Genomic DNA, 15847 nt, shown 5'->3' on the forward strand with positions numbered 1-15847 from the left:
ATGGACGATACCATCCCACGCGAGCCACCCGCCCGACATGTCGACAACGGCATGGTCGGCGTTGGCGCCGTGCTGGTCTTTGACGGCCGCGGCGGCGCGGTGCGTCACGAACCCAGCGCGGCCGAGCCAGCCGTGCCGGCGCGGGGCTTCAAGCTTGTCTGCGGCAATTCCAAATCCCCCGAATTCAAGGTCTGGCTCAAGGAAGAGCTGGGCGCCTTCAATGCCGATCTGCTGACCGTGCCCAGCACGCGCTCGCGCTGCACGGTGGTCGAGGACCGGGCCATGGTGGTGATGCGGGTGGCGCGTCCCGGTGCCGAGCCGGACGATATGGGTCGCCAGTTGCTGACCATCTGGATCGAAAAGGGGCGGGTGATCATCGCTTCCGAACTGAACATTCTGGATTTCGTGGGCGTCACCAACTGGATTTCGTCGCACCATGCGCCGATCTCGCCGGCCGACCTGGTGGCGCGGATGGGCCTGCGGGCCGCCGATCGCCTTGAGCCGCTCGTGGAAATGCTTGGCAATCGCCTCGACGGTATCGAGGAAGGGCTGATCCTGCAGAACAATCCCAAGGCCAGTGCACGACTGGCCGACCTGCGCCGCAATCTCATCAATTTCCGCCGCATCGTCTGGCCACAGCGCGATCTGCTGAACACGCTCGAAATCGAGGATCTCAGCTTCTTTACCGCCCGCGATCGTCTGCGGCTGCGCGAAGCCTCGGCCCGCACCGCCCGGATCGGCGACGAATTGCAGTCGCTCTCTGAGCGCGCCGTGCTGGTGCATGAGCAGATCATTGATGCACGGGCCGAGCAGATGAACCGCACCATGCTGATCCTGGCTGCGGTCACCGTCGTTTTCATGCCCCTGACCCTGATCACCGGCGCGCTGGGCATGAATGTCGAGGGCATACCCCTGGCCGGCGCATCGCATGCCTTCTGGACAGTGTGCGCCATGTTGTTCGTGCTGGCGCTGGGCATTGTCTGGTGGATGCGCGGGCGCCGCTGGCTGTAGTAGGGGTCCGGGCGCTATGCGCCCGGACCCCTTGCCTCAGATGCTGGCCCGATCCTGGTGCAGGCGGGCATAGTAGCCCCCCGCGGCCATCAGCGCGTCATGCGACCCTTCTTCGGCAATGCCTTGCTCCGTCAGCACGACGATGCGATCGGCATGGCGCACCGTCGACAGCCGATGGGCGATGACGATGGTGGTGCGGCCCCGGGCCAGGGACTGTAGCGCCTGCTGCACCGCAGCTTCGCTTTCATTGTCGAGCGCGCTGGTGGCTTCGTCAAAGATCAGGATCGGTGGATCCTTGAGAAAGGCCCGGGCTATGGTCAGCCGCTGCTTCTGCCCGCCGGACAGCCTGACGCCGCGCTGGCCGATATCGGTGTCATAGCCACGCGGCAGCGCCATGATGAAGTCATGCGCATGGGCTGACCTGGCCGCTGCGACGATCTCGGCGTCGCTGGCCTCGGGCCGCCCATAGCGCAGGTTCTCCGCCACGCTGCCGGCAAACAGGTACACGTCCTGCGCCACCACGCCCACGCTGGCGCGTAGCGAGGCCAGGGTCACGTCGCGAATATCCTGGCCGTCAATGCGGATCTCCCCGCTGCTGACCTCGTAAAACCGCGGAATAAGCGCGCAGAGCGTGCTCTTGCCGACGCCGGACGGGCCGACAATGGCGACGAACTCGCCCGGGGCAATGTCCAGGGACAGGTTGGATAGCACCGGTGGACCATCGCCGTGATAGGCAAAGCTGACATGGCGGAGGGCGATGGCGCCGGTCACGGGGCGCAGGGGCCGGGCGCCGGGGCGATCGATGATCTCGGGCTGCAGCTCGAGAATTTCCATGGCCCGCACGAAGCCGGTATGACCTTCCTGCCAGACCCGCACCACATTGGCGAGGCGCCGGACGGGATCGATCAGCACCCCGACGCAGAGCAGGAAGGTCAGCAGTTCCGCGGTCGTCAGGTCGGCGGCGACGATACGCAGGGCGCCCGCGACGATGACGCAGATCGTGACGATCTGGGCAAAGCCTTCCATGCCCACCGAGAACCAGGCCTCATTGCGGTAGCCGTCGCGGCGGCTCTCGACAAAGCCCTGATTGGCCGCGTCGAACTGGGCCAGTTCCAGCGCCTCGTTGCCGAAGGATTGCACGACCCTGATGCCGGCCAGACCATCCTCGACACGCTCATTGATGGTGCCGATGCGGACCTTGTTGCCCAGCCACGCCAATCCGATCCGGCGGTTGAAATAGAGCGCATAGACCACCGCGAGCGGGATCATCGCAGCGATCATGCCCGCCACGATCGGGTCGATCAGGAACAGGATGGTCAGCGCGCCGGCCATCTTGAGCAGGCCGATGGCCAGGTCCTCCGGTCCGTGATGGAACAGCTCGCCCAGCGCGAAGGTGTCGTTGGTGATCCTGCTCATCAATTGCCCGACCTTGTTGCGGTCGTGAAAGGCAAAGGACAGTTTCTGGCAATGCGCAAACAGTTCGCGCCGCAGGTCGGCTTCGATGCGCGAGCCCATCATGTGGCCCTGATAGTCGACAAAGAAGGTGGCCACCGCCTCGACGAGGAAGACGCCCACCATGATGGCGCCGACGAAGAGGATTTGGCGAAACCCGTCACCGGTGCCCGAGAGTTCGGCGAGGTGGGCGGTGAGGTAACTGGCGCATAGCGGCAAGGCTACAGCTGAGGCGGCGACGAGCATGGCGCAGCCCAGGTCGGCAAGCAACAGGGGGATGTGCGGGCGATAGTAGGAGACAAACTTCCGCGCCCGCGCTCGCCGCCGCGCGACTACAGCAGGTTCGTCGGTTTTGGTTTGGAAGAGTTTGCTGAGAAGTGGACTACGGCGCCCGTCGGCTGGCGCTCCCGTCCAGGGAAATTGAAAGTGCATGAGGTGTCATGTCCGGTTGATGTTTGACGGCTGCGGCTTCGGACATGGTTTTCATCTTGCACTCCCTGTGTGACGTGTTGCGTCGCCAACTATGGCCAGCCCGTTGGGCGCCGACAACCGTTGCCAGTGGGCTTTGCCGGTGGTTGTGCTCCGTCGGACACAGAGCCTGGGCCTGTTCTGTGACGATTCGGCAACAACATCGGTGAATCCGATTTGCTACGCCCGGCGGCAACCATTTGGCGATGTTTGTCGCCACAATCTCATCCTAAACCGATCTCGCTGAGGCATCCGGGGCGGGTGGCCAAAGGCGTTCTGGAGCATCAGCTCGTTTCGTCTTCACCCGCACCACGCCAAAGCCGATGGGATAGTCCGAGTGTCTGCATTTCAATGCAGGCCGGGGCTGGGAAAAGGTTGGGAGGCCAGACGTCGACGTGACCGATATGATCGCTGTCCTGCAGCGCCCTGTCATTTCCAGCATTACCAGCAGCCCGCGCGATCTCGTGATCGGGCTTGCTTCAATGCGGTCACAAACGCGGCTTAACAAATTCTTAACAGAGTCCTTCCGGCGCCAATCCAAGCCAGCAGACTCGTCGCGGAGGCTGGCACAGGTGCCGGCGCCGACCCCATCACAAATTCGTCGCCCGGATGTCCGGGCCGGCGAAACGAACACCACCTGCGCCAGCGTGGGTAAAAGGAGTACGATGCGGACCATTAGGGACCATTCCCTGATTTCCGTGACGATCGCAGCCATCCTGGCCCTGTCGGCCTCGATCCTGCCCGTGCACGCACAGACGGCGGCTGACGCCGCCCTGAACATGGCCAACATGCTCGACGGGGCAGGTGGAGGCGTATCCAGCGGTGAATTGCTGGCCGCGCTGCAGGATGCCGCCGATGCCGGCCAGCCCATGGCCATGTGGCAACTGGGCACGATGTATGAGAATGGCGAGGGCGTGGCCCGTGATCCGGTCAAGGCGTTCGGCTTTTTTGCCCAGATCGCCAACCAGCACGCCGATGCCGCCCCCAAGGGCGTCGAGGCCGATATCGTGGCCCGGTCCTTCGTCAAGGTGGGCGACTACTACAAGGAAGGGTTGCCCGACGCGGGCATTCCCGCCGATGCCAACCGCTCCCATGCCTTGCTGCTGCATGCCGCTACCTATTTCGGTGATGCCGACGCGCAATACCGCGTTGGCCTGCTCTATCTGCAGGAAGATGAACTCGGTCTGAGCCCGCTGCAGAGCGCGCGCTGGTTCTCGCTGGCGGCCCGCAAGGGGCATTGTCCGGCCCAGGCCCAGCTTGGCGATATGTTGTTCACGGGCATCGAAGGCATCGAGGCCCAGCCGGTCGAGGGCCTGATGTGGCTGAGTATTGCCCATGACCGCTGCGCCGGCACTGGTGACGCCGCCTGGGTCGACGAAAAGCTGATGCACGCCCAGTCGCTGTCCACCCCCGAACAGCAGGACGAGGCCGCCGCTCTGGCGCGCTCGATCGCGCCGCAGTTCGCCGGGTTCTGATCCCGCGCTTGCAGCCTAGAAGCTGAACTGGCCTTCCACCGGCACGTGGTCGCTCGGCTTGTCCCAGCCGCGCACATCCTTGTGGATGCGCACGTCGTTGAGCCGGTCCGCCGCCTGCGGTGACAGCATCAGGTGATCGATGCGGATGCCGGCATTGCGCCGCCAGGCGCCGGCCTGGAAATCCCAGAAGGTGAAGGCCTGCTCGGCCGTGACGGCCCGCAGCGCATCGGTCAGGCCCAGATTTGTCAGGGTGCGGAAGCGTTCAAGGCTCTCGGGCCGATAGAGCGCATCGCCCCACCAGGCCTGGGGATCGTGCGCGTCGATCGGCGCCGGGATCAGGTTGAAGTCGCCCAGCAGGACGAAGGGCTCTTCGAGCAGCAGGCGCTCGGCAACATAGGCCTCCAACCGCCGCATCCAGGCCAGCTTGTAGGGAAATTTTTCGCTGTCGACGGGGTTGCCATTGGGCAGATAGATGCCGCAGACCCGGATGGCGCCAGAATCCACCGAGAATACGCCCTCGATGAGCCGCGCCTGCTCGTCGCTGTCGTCGCCGGGCAGGCCGCGCGTCACCTCGTCGAAGGGCAGCAGCGACAGGATGGCGACGCCGTTCCAGCTCTTCTGGCCGTGGGTTTCCAGATTATAGCCGAGCGCCTCGATCTCGGCCCGGGGGAAGGTCTCGTCGACCGATTTGATTTCCTGCAGCACCACGATGTCGGGCTTTTCCTGCGCCAGCCAGGTCAGCAGGATGTCGAGGCGGGCCTTGATGCCGTTGATGTTCCAGGTGGCGATGCGCATGACGGTCTCCGTTGCGCGAAAACTAGCTGTCCTGCGGGCAGGGGGCAACACTAGAGGCCAGCATAAACCGCTTCATACACCGCCGCACGGTAGGCGCCATCGCTGCCCTCAAGGCCGGTATTGCTCATCGACACCACGCAAAGCCCGTTCTGCGGGTCGATCCACCAGTTGTGCCCATAGATGCCGCCCCAGCGCACGGTGCCCCGCGCCGCCGGCAGTCCGGCAGCCAGCGGATCGTCGACAAAGGCGCCAAAGTAGCTGAACTGCAGGCCTGGGCCCACGGCCTGGGCCAGCTGCGGCGTCTGGTTTGCCAGGCCCAGCGCCACGGTTTCCGGCCGCAGCATGGCCCCGCCACCGCTGCGCAGCGTCTCGAGCAGCTGCATGAAGTCGGCGCCGGTGCCCGCCGCGCCCCCGCCACCGGAGTGAAAGGCGTGGCCGTCGAGGATCCGGCCCGGATCATAGGTCGTCATGCCGCCCCAGGCGTTGGGCACGCTATGCGGATCACCCATCAGCACTGCGCCGTTCGGACCATCGGCATAGGCCGCCGCCAGCCGTCCCAGGTCGGTGACGCCGAACATTGTATCCTGCATCCGCAACGGGCCGGTTACGTATTGCGCTATGGCGTCGCCGGGCATGCCGCCGCTTAGCTGCCCGGCAATGACGCCCAAGACGTCGATCGAGGGCCCATAGGCCCAGCTGGAACCCGGCCGGAAGGCGAGGCCGAGCCCGGCCAACCGCGCCATGATCGCGTCCGTCCCGAGATGCCAGCGATTGAGCCCTGCCGCCTGCTCGGCCGGTGTCATGATCGAATCGGCGCGCAGGCCCGATGTGTGGGTAAGCAGGTGATGGATGGTGATCTCGGGCGCGCTGCCATCCGCCAGCTTCGGCCGGAACGCCGGCAGGTAGCGCGTCACCGGGTCATCCAGCCGCAGCTTGCCTTCGTCCAACAGTGCCAGGATGGTCGCGGCGACGATCGGCTTGGTCAGGGACGAATAGCGGAAGATGGTGTCGATCGTCATCACCCGCCCGGCCTCCCGGTCGGCCAGGCCATGCGCCTTTTCATAGAGCGGGCGACCGTCCTTGTGCACCAGCAGCACCGCGCCAACGATCCGCCGCTCGGCGATCGCCCGTGATACCACCCCGTTCAGTGCCTGTTCGATATCCATGGCCGTCAGTCCTTCAATCCGGCATAGACCGCGTCGCGCACCGCATCGACATAGGCGCCGTCGACGCCGGCTGGCGCGGTATTGCTCATCATCAGCACAGTCAGTTCGCGTTCTCGGTCGACAAACCAGGAATGGCCATAGATGCCGCCCCAGCCCAGCGTGCCCACGCTTTCTGGCGTCCCGGCGGCAACGGGATCGACGATGATGTCGGAGAAATAGCTGAACTTGCAGCCGGGCGTCCGGAACACGTCGCCGGTCTGCGGTCGCGCTGCCAGGGCAAAGGTCTCGGGCCGCAGAATCGCCGGGGCGCCGGCCCGTATCTGGTCGAAGAAGTTGAACAGGTCGTCGGGCGTGCCCACCATGCCGGCGCCACCGGCCTGGAACGCAGCGGGGTTAAATGCCCGGCACGGCGAAAACAGCACTGTCGTGCCATCCGCATTGCGATGCCGGTAGTGGTCGCCCATGGGCAAGGGTCCCGCTGCGGTATTGGCATAGTTCGCTGCCAGCCGGGTGCGGTCCGTGATGTGGAAGGCGGTGTCCGCCATGCCCAGCTTGCGGGTGACCAGATGCGCGACGGCCTCTTCCAGCGTGCCGCCGAACGCCTTGGCGACCACGGCGCCGAGCACGTCGATGGCAACCGAATATTCCCAGCGCGTGCCGGGCTCGTAGCGCAGCTCCTGCGCGGCGAGGCGGGCAAAGTTGGTTTCGTAGTCGAGACTGTCATCGGCCAGCCCGGTCGCCACGCCAGACTCGGGCGCATAATTGTAGCTCAGCCCGGCCGTATGGGTCAGCAGGTGCCGGATGCGGATGGTGGGGGTCGTTCCCTGATAGCGCGGGGTGAAATAGGGTAGGTGGTCGGCTACCGCATCTTCGAGCGATAGCTTGCCTGCGTCGCATAGCGCCAGCGCCGTCAGCGACACCATCGGTTTGGTCAGCGAGGCCAGCCGGTAGATCGTGTCAAAGTCAGCTTTTTGTCCGGCCTCCCGATCAGCCAGTCCGAAGCTGTGCCGATAAAGGCTGCGTCCGGCCTGTGCCACCATGACCGCGCCGCCAACCAGCGTTCCCTTGGCGATGGCCGTGCTGGTGATCTCGTCGAGGCGGGTCTGCAAATCCATGACATGGCTCCGGTTTTTGCCCGGAGCATAGAGCGGCCGATAGCCTCTGTCTGCCTGGTATGGAAGTTTTAGACGGCGAAGCTGGTGCCGCAGCCGCAGGACGCGACAGCATTGGGATTGCGGATCTCAAAGGCCTGCCCGATCAGGCTGTCGACGAAGTCGATCTCCGAGCCGCCCATGAATTCCAGGCTCATGGAATCAATGAGCACCACGGCATCGCCCTTTTGCAGAACGATATCGCCGCTGCCGGCCTTTTCCTGTACGAGATTGTATTCATACTGAAAACCCGAGCAGCCGCCGCCGGCCACCGATATGCGCAGCACCGTGCCTTCGGCCTCTTTGGCCAGGATTCGCGACACGCGCTTGGCGGCGCTGTCGGTGAGCACGACTTGGGTCGGGGCGAGGGCGGTTTCGGTCATAAGGATTCCAGTGCCGTTTCGTAATGTCATAACGGTCAGGCTAAAATAGTAACTCCTGCCGGAAATGAAAAGGGCCAAAAGATTGGGTTGTCATCAACGATGAGCGATACTGCGGTTTACGCTTCCAAACCCGAGCATTCCCTTGGCCGCATCGATGGCGCCGGGCCCAGCCCGACCCGCAGCGAGTTCCAGCGCGACCGGGATCGCATCATCCATTCGACCGCGTTTCGGCGCCTGCAGCACAAGACGCAGGTGTTCTTCGAGCATGACGGCAACCATTTCCGCAACCGGCTGACGCATACGCTCGAAGTCAGTCAGATGGCCCGTTCCATGGCCCGGGCGCTGCATCTCAATGAAGACCTGGCCGAAGCCATCGCGCTGTCCCATGATTTTGGCCACACCCCGTTCGGCCATGCCGGTGAGCGGGCGCTGCATGCGGCCATGGCGCCCTATGGCGGGTTTGACCACAATATCCAGGCCATGCGCGTCGTCACCCGGCTGGAGAACCGCTATGCCGAGCATGACGGGCTCAACCTCACCTGGGAAACACTTGAGGGCATTCTCAAGCACAATGGCCCGCTGACCAATCGTGACGGCACACCCTATGGCAAGTATGCCGAAGAGGGGCTCCCGGCCGGGCTCGACGACATTGCCGCTTGTGCCGACCTGCGCCTGTCCAGCTTTGCCTCGCTCGAGGCCCAGACCGCCGCCATTGCCGACGACATCGCCTACAATGCCCATGACGTCGATGATGCCCTGCGCGCCGGGCTGATCACGCTGACTGACCTGCTCGACGTGCCCTTTGCCGGGCCCATCGTGCGCGAGGTCCTCGATCGCTATCCCGATATTGTGCCCAAGCGACAGGCTCATGAGGTGCAGCGTCGGCTGATCACCCGCAGCATCGAGGACGTCATATCCACCACCGCCGCCAATATCGACGTGGCCGGGGTCACTTCAGCCGAAGACGTGCGCATGGCGGGGCGGACGCTGGTCGCCTTTTCGCCGCAGCTGGCCGCCGCCGTGGATGGGCTCAAGAGCTTTCTGTTTGCGCGGGTCTACCGCCATGAATCGGTGATGGTGTCGGTGCGCAATAGCGAGCAGCTGGTGCTGGACCTGTTTGCCCGCTACTTCGACAGCCGCGATCTGCCCGGCCGCTGGGGCGTGGCAGCGCGCGCCGCTCGCACGGATTCCGAACTGGCCCGCATCATCGCCGATTTCATCGCCGGCATGACCGATCCCTATGCCCTGGCCGAACATGCACGGCTGTTTGACGCTCGCCCGGAATTCCGTTAACCCCGGCGCACTTTAATAGTCAGGTCTATCATGGACGTTTTCGCTCTGTTTTCCGCGCGCGTCGCCAATGCGATGCATGTCCTCTACCCCGAAGTGGGCGCCGATCTGCTGGCCCGTATCGTGGTCGAGCCGCCGCGCGATCCTGCCCATGGAGACCTCTCCACCAATGCTGCCATGGTCGTGGCCAAGCCGCTAGGCAAGAATCCGCGCGAGGTAGCCAATGCGCTGCTGGAGCATTTCAAGCATGATGGCGACGTTGCCAGCGTGGAAGTCGCCGGTCCCGGCTTCATCAACTTCCGCCTCAATGCGCCGATCTGGCACCAGGTGTTGCGCTCCATTGCCGAGCAAGGCGCCGATTATGGCCGCTCCACGCAGGGCGGCGGCGAAGCGGTCAATATCGAATATGTCTCGGCCAATCCGACCGGACCCATGCATGTCGGGCACACCCGCGGCGCCGTCTTCGGCGATACGCTGTCGTCACTGATGGCCTATTCGGGCTTTGAGGTGACGCGCGAATATTACATCAACGACGCCGGCAGCCAGATCGATACCCTGGCGCGCTCCACTATGCTGCGCTATCGCGAGGCCCTGGGCGAGACCATCGACATTCCGCCCGGCTTCTATCCTGGCGATTATCTTGTGCCTGTGGGCCAGGCGCTCAAGGCCGAGTTTGGCGATTCCCTGCTGGCCAAGCCGGAAGCGGAAGCGCTGGCGATCGTGCGCGAGCGCGTGCTGGCGGCTATGCTGGAACTGATCAAGGCCGACCTGGCCCTGCTGGGCATCCATCACGATGTGTTCTTTTCCGAGCGGCAGCTGCACGGGCAGGGCGGCGACATCGAGCTGACGCTGGCCTGGCTGCGCGAAATGGGCATGATCTATGAGGGTCGGCTCGAGCCCCCCAAGGGCAAGACGCCCGAGGATTGGGAAGATCGCGAGCAGACCCTGTTCCGGGCTACCGATTATGGCGACGATACCGACCGGGCGCTGATCAAGTCAGACGGCTCCTATACCTATTTTGCCGCCGACATCGCCTATCACCGCAACAAGTATCTGCGCGGCTTCAAGCACATGATCAACGTGCTCGGCGCCGACCATTCCGGCTACGTCAAGCGCCTGCAGGCGGCCACCAAGGCCGTCTCGCTCAATGCCGCCGACATGGATGTGCGCATCTGCCAACTGGTGCGGCTGCTCAAGAATGGCGAGCCGTTCAAGATGAGCAAGCGCTCGGGCGATCTGGTCACGCTGGCCGACGTCGTCGAGGAAGTGGGCGCCGATGCGACCCGCTTCATGCTGATGTATCGGCGCAATGATGCGTCCATGGACTTCGACTTTGCCCTGGTCAAAGAGCAGACCAAGGACAATCCGGTCTTTTATGTGCAGTACGCGCATGCCCGTGCCTATTCGATCTTCAAGACTGCGGCGCGCGACCTGCCTGAGCTGGACCTGTCCCCGGAAGCCCTTGTCGGGGCAGAGGTCGAACGCATCGTCACACCGGCCGAACTGGACCTCGTGCGGGTACTTGCCGCCTGGCCCCGCACGGTCAGTGCCGCCGCTATTGCGCATGAACCCCACCGTATTGCATTCTATGTGCATGACCTCGCTGCGGCCTTCCATAGCTTCTGGGCTAAGGGTAAGGATGATGTTCAGTTACGATTTGTTAACCATGACGATCCAAAGCTTACATTTGCACGACTCGCCTTGGTCGACGCTGTCCGTCAGGTAATCGTCAATGGGCTCGGCATTCTGGGCGTCTCCGCACCGACGGAGCTTTCATAATTCGGGCGTATTACTGTGTTGAATCCGGCAAAATGGCCCATCGTGGGCGCCGTTTCAGGAATCTAGAGGGCGCTGCTTTATGCTGGCGAAATCGTAGCCAATGGCCGGACAATCCGAAGCCGCAGACGATCTGATCGCTGAACTGGCAAAGCTGATGGCGCAGGATGCGCAGGGCGACCGGCGGGCAAAGCCATCCGGACCGACTGTTCCGGCTGCCCAGTTTGTTCCAGTGCGCATTCCTGGCGACGCGGTGCAGCGCTCTGCATCCGGCGCCGTGCCTGATTCCGTGCGCGCGCCAGCCGCAGCCAACCAGCCTGGTGCGACCAGCCCGGCAGTTGCGGCTGAGCCCGTCCTATCGGCGCGCCCAAGCGCGGCGGTAGCGCCAAAGTCCGCGCCGTTCCAGTTTGATTTTGACATTCTCGCCGCCGGTGCGCCGCCGTCCGGTCTCGAGGACGCGCCAGCGATTCCGGCCACGCCCGCCATGGTGCCCCGGCATTTTGTTGCCCCGACCGAGCCTGCGCCAGAAGTCGAGCCCAGTTCGGTTGCGCCGGATCAGGAACACGACAGCATCGCCGATTTGATTTCTGCCGAGCTGGCCGCACATCCAGCGCCCGAGCCGGAACCGCAACCCGAGCGGACGGCTCCGTCGCCAACGCAGTCGCCGGCGCCGGTTTTGATGTCCACAACAGTCGCCGCTACAGCGGGCGCTCAGCATGGCGTAAGCCTTGGGGGCTCGCGACCTGAGCCTGACCGCTTCCGGGTCCCACCCGTATTCGGGCTGGGTTCGCCAGTGGCACCGGTTGCCAACGCGCCGGTCGAACCCTCTCCGACAGCCCGTCAGACGGCAACGCCGGTGGCCGTTGCCCCGGTTCCAGTCGCCGACAGTGCCGTCGTACTCGATCCCATCGATGAGATTGAAAACCTGATCGGCCGCGCCATGCGGGTCGAATTCGATCTGCCCGAAGATGAAACGCGCGCCATCGTGCCCGATCCGGCACCCGCAGCGCCACCGCCGCAGCGGCCGGTACCCAGTCCGGCGCTGCGCAGTCTGGCCACGCCGGTGCTTCCCAATCCGGCGGCTGACAATCTCTCGGCTGCCGATCAAACCATTTTTGCCGCCGCCGAGGCGACAGGCGCCAAGGTCGGCTGGGTCCATGATCCTGTCGCCTCGGATTCCGGGCTTGAAACTTTCCGGGCTGCACCGCGCCAGCGTCGTGCCATGGGCATGTCGCGCGCGCTGGCCGGTCCCCTGGTTGCCGTTACACTGCTGCTTGCTGCCGGCTTCGGTCTTTACTGGGTGCTTGGCCTGGGCGGTCGTGAGGAAGGGCCCCCGCCGCTACTCACAGCCGACAGTGCGCCGGTAAAGGAAGTTGCTCCCGTCGCTGCCGCAGACGACGGCACGGCGGCCCAGTCCGTGGTCTTCAACGAGATGGACGGCAGTGCGCCCGGTGCTGACGAACAACTGGTCTCGCGTGACCAGACCGATGTCAACGAAGTGACCCAGGTCGCCGCCGGCGCTGCCGATCTTGGCGACGAGGGGCTGGCCAATCGCAAGGTGCGCACCGTCAAGGTTCGTCCCGATGGCACCATTGTCAGCGGTGATGAAAGCGTAGCGGGCAGTGCCATTCTGCCGGTGGATCGTCCCAATGTGCCCGCCGTGCCGGGAGCAGAAACGGCGACGCCCGAACTGCTCGCCAGCGTCGCTCCCGTCGAACCGGTTGAGCCGGTTGCTGAGGTCGTTCCGGCCTTGCCAACGGTCGTTCCCGTTGAGCCCGGCTCGACGGTTCCCGCCGTCGACCTGACGGGTGCGGCTATTGCCGGCAAGTCTGCGACCATTCCGCTGATGCGACCGACCGGCCTCAGGCTGGCCAGCGCCGCGCCGTCGGGAACGGAAACTGCGGCAGCGCCGGCTGCCGCGGTGGCTCCCGCCGCCGAGGCGGCGCCGTCCCTGACCGTGCCGGGTGCCACCGAAGTGGCGGCGCTGGGCGATACTGCGCCGGCCTATGTCCAACTGGCGTCGCAGCGTAGCGAGGCCGATGCGCGCCAGTCGGCCCAGAACATGGTCACCCGTTATGGACCGCTGTTCGCCGGCGCCAATCTGGAAGTCCAGCGTGTCGATCTGGGTACCAGGGGCATCTACTATCGCGTGCGGGTTCCGGCGGCCTCGCTGGAACAGGCCAATCTGATCTGCACGAATGTCAAGGCGGCGGGTGGCGACTGCTTCACCATGTGATCGGGCGCGTAGCGCCCGTTCACTGGCGCCGCCAAGCTTGACGCTTGCCGGCGCAGCGGCCAAGGATGGCCCGATGTTTCTGCAGCCAGGCGTGCTTTGATGACCTCCGCCCAGACTGACTGGTTTGCCACGCCGGCCCCATCCGACGATGACGACATCCTCTATGTCGATGTCGACGGCTATGAGGGGCCGCTTGATCTGTTGCTGGATCTGGCGCGCCGCCAGAAGGTGGATCTGGCTGCCATTTCGGTGCTGGCACTGGCTGAGCAATATCTTCTGTTCATCGAGAAGGTGCGCGAAAAGCGCATAGAACTGGCGGCCGACTATCTGGTCATGGCCGCCTGGCTTGCCTACCTCAAGAGCCGCCTGATGGTGCCGCAGGCCGCGTCCGACGACGAGCCGTCCGGCGAGATGCTGGCGGCCATGCTGCAGTTCCGCCTCAAGCGCCTCGAAGCCATGCGCCGCGCCGCCAACCAATTGATGAATCGTCCGCGCCTCGGCCTGGCGGTCTATGCCCGCGGCATGCCCGAACCCATCCAGATCGAGCGGCGCAGCCTCTGGGAGGCCAGCCTCTATGACCTGCTCAAGGCCTATTCTATCCAGCGCGAAAAAGGCATCAGTACCGACTACGCTCCCCTCCAGCGCACAGTCTGGTCGCTGCAGGATGCGCGCGATATCCTCCAGCGCCTGATTGGTGATAGTTTTGAATGGGTGGCGATGGACAGCTATCTTGCCGACTATCTCGCCACGCCCGCCGAGCGGGCCACGGTTCGCGCCTCGAGCTTTGCCTCAAGCCTTGAACTGGTCCGCCTCGGGCAGATCGATCTGCGCCAGACCGAGGCTTTCGGTCCGCTGCTGATGCGGCGTCGCAAGGCGCAAACGCCGTGATTGGCGATTTTTCTGAAACCAGTGAGGTGGTTGAGCGCAACCTGCGCGTGCTCGAAGCGGTGCTTTTTGCGTCAAGTGAGCCCCTCGACGCTAACAGTCTGCTAGCATATTTGGGTGAAGGCGCGGACATTGCTAACCTGCTCCTGACCCTGCAGCAGCGCTATGCCGGCCGCGGCGTCAACCTGGTGCAGCGCGGGGACAAATGGGCGTTCCGCACCGCCGAGGACCTTGGCTTCCTGCTGCGGCGCGAGGAGCAGGAGACTCGCCCCCTGTCGCGTGCCGCACTCGAAACCCTGTCCATCATCGCCTACCACCAGCCGTCCACCCGGGCCGAGATCGAAGAGGTCCGCGGCGTCGCCACCGGCAAGGGCACGATCGATCTGTTGATGGAAGCCGGCTGGATCCGTATGCGCGGCCGTCGCCGCACGCCCGGGCGACCGGTAACCTACGGCACTACCGACGCTTTTCTTGACCACTTCGGGTTGGAAAGCCTCTCGGATTTGCCCGGACTCGAAGAGCTCAAGGGGGCCGGCCTGCTGTCGGGTCGCCTGCCGTCATCCATGCAGATCCCGCTTCCCTTTGACGGCGCCTTGCGCGAAGACGAGGATCCACTGGACCCCGACGATGTCGACGATGAGGACGAAAACGCCTGATGACGGAAGAACTTGCAGGCTGGGGCACGCGCGGCACCACGGGTGTCAGCTTTGCCGCGACACTCGAATTTGACGCTGTCGATGTGCGCCTGGGGGGCAGGGCGGTGCTCAGCCAGTTCAGCCTCACCCTGCGGCCGGGCGAGATCGTCTGCCTGCTGGGCGAATCGGGCTCCGGCAAATCCACGGCGTTGCGTGTGGCGGCCGGCATCCAACCTATTCATGCCGGTGCTGTCCGCATCAATGGCCAGATCGTTTCGACGCCGGGCATGACCGTGCCCACCGACCGGCGCGGCGTCGGCCTGATGTTTCAGGATTTCGCCCTGTTTCCGCACCTGACGGTGCTGCAGAATGTGCTCTTTGGCCTGCGCAAGCTGGGTCGTCCGGCAGCGCTCGCCCAGGCCCGAGCCGCCCTGCGCCGGGTGGGGCTGGGCGACCGGGAGGCCGATTATCCGCACATGCTGTCAGGCGGGCAGCAGCAGCGCCTGGCGCTTGCCCGCAGTGTGGCGCCGCGCCCCGGCGTATTGCTGCTCGACGAGCCGTTTTCGAGCCTCGACGCCCGCCTGCGGGAAACCGTCCGTGAGGAAACCCTGGCCGTATTGCGGGAAACCAATGTCACCAGCCTGATCGTCACCCATGACCCCGAAGAGGCCATGATTCTGGGTGATCGGGTTGCCCTGCTACGTCATGGCCGGATCGCCCAGATCGGCACAGGCGCCGATATCTACCGACAGCCGATCGATCTGAGTGCCGCACGCTTCTTTTCGCCCCTCAGCGAGATCGAGACAGTGGTGGCCGATGGACAGGCGCAGACGCCGCTGGGCGCGGTGCCGACCCCGGAACTGGCCGATGGTACGCCCGTCACCGTTGCCATCCGCCCGGCCGGCGGCGCGCGGCTCCGGTCAAGCGGGCCAGGTACACCAGGCCGGGTGGTCAGCAAGCGCGACGCGATCGGCGAAGACCTGTGCGAGGTCAAGGTGGAGGGCCTCGATGCCCCGCTGGGCGTGCGTCAGCCGGCCAGTTCGGCACTGGCCGTTGGCCAGGACGTATTCGTCACGCTGAACCGGGAACACGTTCTTGTGTTTCCGCGCATTTGAACCTATTTC

Annotated in this window: 13 protein-coding genes; 8 read left to right on the top strand and 5 right to left on the bottom strand. The window is 64.6% G+C overall.

Annotation, left to right across the window (positions count from 1 at the left end):
* Positions 1 to 1011, top strand: coding sequence for a CorA family divalent cation transporter (locus GDR53_RS18115; protein WP_193335812.1), 1011 nt, complete (start codon positions 1 to 3; stop codon positions 1009 to 1011).
* A 36-nt stretch (positions 1012 to 1047) separates the two neighbouring features.
* Here GDR53_RS18115 and GDR53_RS18120 read toward each other — a convergent pair whose 3' ends face one another.
* Positions 1048 to 2709 carry an ABC transporter ATP-binding protein gene (locus tag GDR53_RS18120; protein WP_232846668.1) on the bottom strand — a complete coding sequence of 554 codons (1662 nt, stop codon included), beginning with the start codon at positions 2707 to 2709 and terminating at the stop codon, positions 1048 to 1050.
* 887 nt (positions 2710 to 3596) lie between these two features.
* On the opposite strand from GDR53_RS18120, the gene GDR53_RS18125 reads away from it, so the two are divergent.
* Positions 3597 to 4406 carry a tetratricopeptide repeat protein gene (locus GDR53_RS18125; RefSeq protein ID WP_193335814.1) on the top strand — a complete coding sequence of 270 codons (810 nt, stop codon included), beginning with the start codon at positions 3597 to 3599 and terminating at the stop codon, positions 4404 to 4406.
* A 15-nt stretch (positions 4407 to 4421) separates the two neighbouring features.
* Here GDR53_RS18125 and xth read toward each other — a convergent pair whose 3' ends face one another.
* The 4 genes from xth to GDR53_RS18145 form a co-directional block, all read right to left on the bottom strand.
* Positions 4422 to 5201, bottom strand: coding sequence for an exodeoxyribonuclease III (gene xth, locus GDR53_RS18130; RefSeq protein ID WP_193335815.1), 780 nt, complete (start codon positions 5199 to 5201; stop codon positions 4422 to 4424).
* Between the two features lie 50 nt (positions 5202 to 5251).
* Positions 5252 to 6367: a serine hydrolase domain-containing protein gene (locus tag GDR53_RS18135; protein WP_193335816.1), complete on the bottom strand. Its 1116-nt coding sequence runs from the start codon at positions 6365 to 6367 to the stop codon at positions 5252 to 5254.
* A 5-nt stretch (positions 6368 to 6372) separates the two neighbouring features.
* A complete protein-coding gene (locus GDR53_RS18140; RefSeq protein ID WP_193335817.1) occupies positions 6373 to 7482 on the bottom strand; it encodes a serine hydrolase domain-containing protein in 1110 nt (369 codons plus the stop codon).
* 68 nt (positions 7483 to 7550) lie between these two features.
* On the bottom strand, positions 7551 to 7901 hold the full coding sequence (locus GDR53_RS18145; RefSeq protein WP_193335818.1) for a HesB/IscA family protein: 351 nt from the start codon (positions 7899 to 7901) through the stop codon (positions 7551 to 7553).
* A gap of 99 nt (positions 7902 to 8000) precedes the next feature.
* Here GDR53_RS18145 and GDR53_RS18150 point away from each other — a divergent pair, with 99 nt between their 5' ends.
* The 6 genes from GDR53_RS18150 to GDR53_RS18175 all read left to right on the top strand — a co-directional run bounded on the left by GDR53_RS18150 (position 8001) and on the right by GDR53_RS18175 (position 15838).
* Positions 8001 to 9194 carry a deoxyguanosinetriphosphate triphosphohydrolase gene (locus tag GDR53_RS18150; protein ID WP_193335819.1) on the top strand — a complete coding sequence of 398 codons (1194 nt, stop codon included), beginning with the start codon at positions 8001 to 8003 and terminating at the stop codon, positions 9192 to 9194.
* A 30-nt stretch (positions 9195 to 9224) separates the two neighbouring features.
* The gene (gene argS / locus GDR53_RS18155; RefSeq protein ID WP_193335820.1) at positions 9225 to 10970 is read left to right on the top strand and encodes an arginine--tRNA ligase; all 1746 of its coding nucleotides are present in this window, start codon (positions 9225 to 9227) and stop codon (positions 10968 to 10970) included.
* Between the two features lie 790 nt (positions 10971 to 11760).
* Positions 11761 to 13203: an SPOR domain-containing protein gene (locus GDR53_RS18160; protein WP_193335821.1), complete on the top strand. Its 1443-nt coding sequence runs from the start codon at positions 11761 to 11763 to the stop codon at positions 13201 to 13203.
* Positions 13204 to 13302: 99 nt separating this feature from the next.
* Positions 13303 to 14091, top strand: coding sequence for a segregation and condensation protein A (locus GDR53_RS18165; protein WP_193335822.1), 789 nt, complete (start codon positions 13303 to 13305; stop codon positions 14089 to 14091).
* The gene (gene scpB, locus GDR53_RS18170; protein WP_193335823.1) at positions 14088 to 14744 is read left to right on the top strand and encodes an SMC-Scp complex subunit ScpB; all 657 of its coding nucleotides are present in this window, start codon (positions 14088 to 14090) and stop codon (positions 14742 to 14744) included. Before GDR53_RS18165 ends, scpB begins: the two co-directional genes overlap by 4 nt.
* Entirely contained in the window at positions 14744 to 15838 is a 1095-nt protein-coding gene (locus GDR53_RS18175; RefSeq protein ID WP_193335824.1) for an ABC transporter ATP-binding protein, read from the top strand. The genes scpB and GDR53_RS18175 overlap by 1 nt, the downstream gene beginning before the upstream one ends.
* Positions 15839 to 15847: the final 9 nt, after the last annotated feature.

The organism is Devosia beringensis, from assembly GCF_014926585.1.
Lineage (GTDB): Bacteria > Pseudomonadota > Alphaproteobacteria > Rhizobiales > Devosiaceae > Devosia > Devosia beringensis.

What these genes read in the sequence shown, in the direction of transcription:
- GDR53_RS18115 (WP_193335812.1), top strand. Translation starts at nt 1, where the DNA reads ATGGACGATACCATCCCACGCGAGCCACCCGCCCGACATGTCGACAAC.
- GDR53_RS18120 (WP_232846668.1), bottom strand. Translation starts at nt 2,709, where the DNA reads ATGCTCGTCGCCGCCTCAGCTGTAGCCTTGCCGCTATGCGCCAGTTAC.
- GDR53_RS18125 (WP_193335814.1), top strand. Translation starts at nt 3,597, where the DNA reads ATGCGGACCATTAGGGACCATTCCCTGATTTCCGTGACGATCGCAGCC.
- xth (WP_193335815.1), bottom strand. Translation starts at nt 5,201, where the DNA reads ATGCGCATCGCCACCTGGAACATCAACGGCATCAAGGCCCGCCTCGAC.
- GDR53_RS18135 (WP_193335816.1), bottom strand. Translation starts at nt 6,367, where the DNA reads ATGGATATCGAACAGGCACTGAACGGGGTGGTATCACGGGCGATCGCC.
- GDR53_RS18140 (WP_193335817.1), bottom strand. Translation starts at nt 7,482, where the DNA reads ATGGATTTGCAGACCCGCCTCGACGAGATCACCAGCACGGCCATCGCC.
- GDR53_RS18145 (WP_193335818.1), bottom strand. Translation starts at nt 7,901, where the DNA reads ATGACCGAAACCGCCCTCGCCCCGACCCAAGTCGTGCTCACCGACAGC.
- GDR53_RS18150 (WP_193335819.1), top strand. Translation starts at nt 8,001, where the DNA reads ATGAGCGATACTGCGGTTTACGCTTCCAAACCCGAGCATTCCCTTGGC.
- argS (WP_193335820.1), top strand. Translation starts at nt 9,225, where the DNA reads ATGGACGTTTTCGCTCTGTTTTCCGCGCGCGTCGCCAATGCGATGCAT.
- GDR53_RS18165 (WP_193335822.1), top strand. Translation starts at nt 13,303, where the DNA reads ATGACCTCCGCCCAGACTGACTGGTTTGCCACGCCGGCCCCATCCGAC.
- GDR53_RS18175 (WP_193335824.1), top strand. Translation starts at nt 14,744, where the DNA reads ATGACGGAAGAACTTGCAGGCTGGGGCACGCGCGGCACCACGGGTGTC.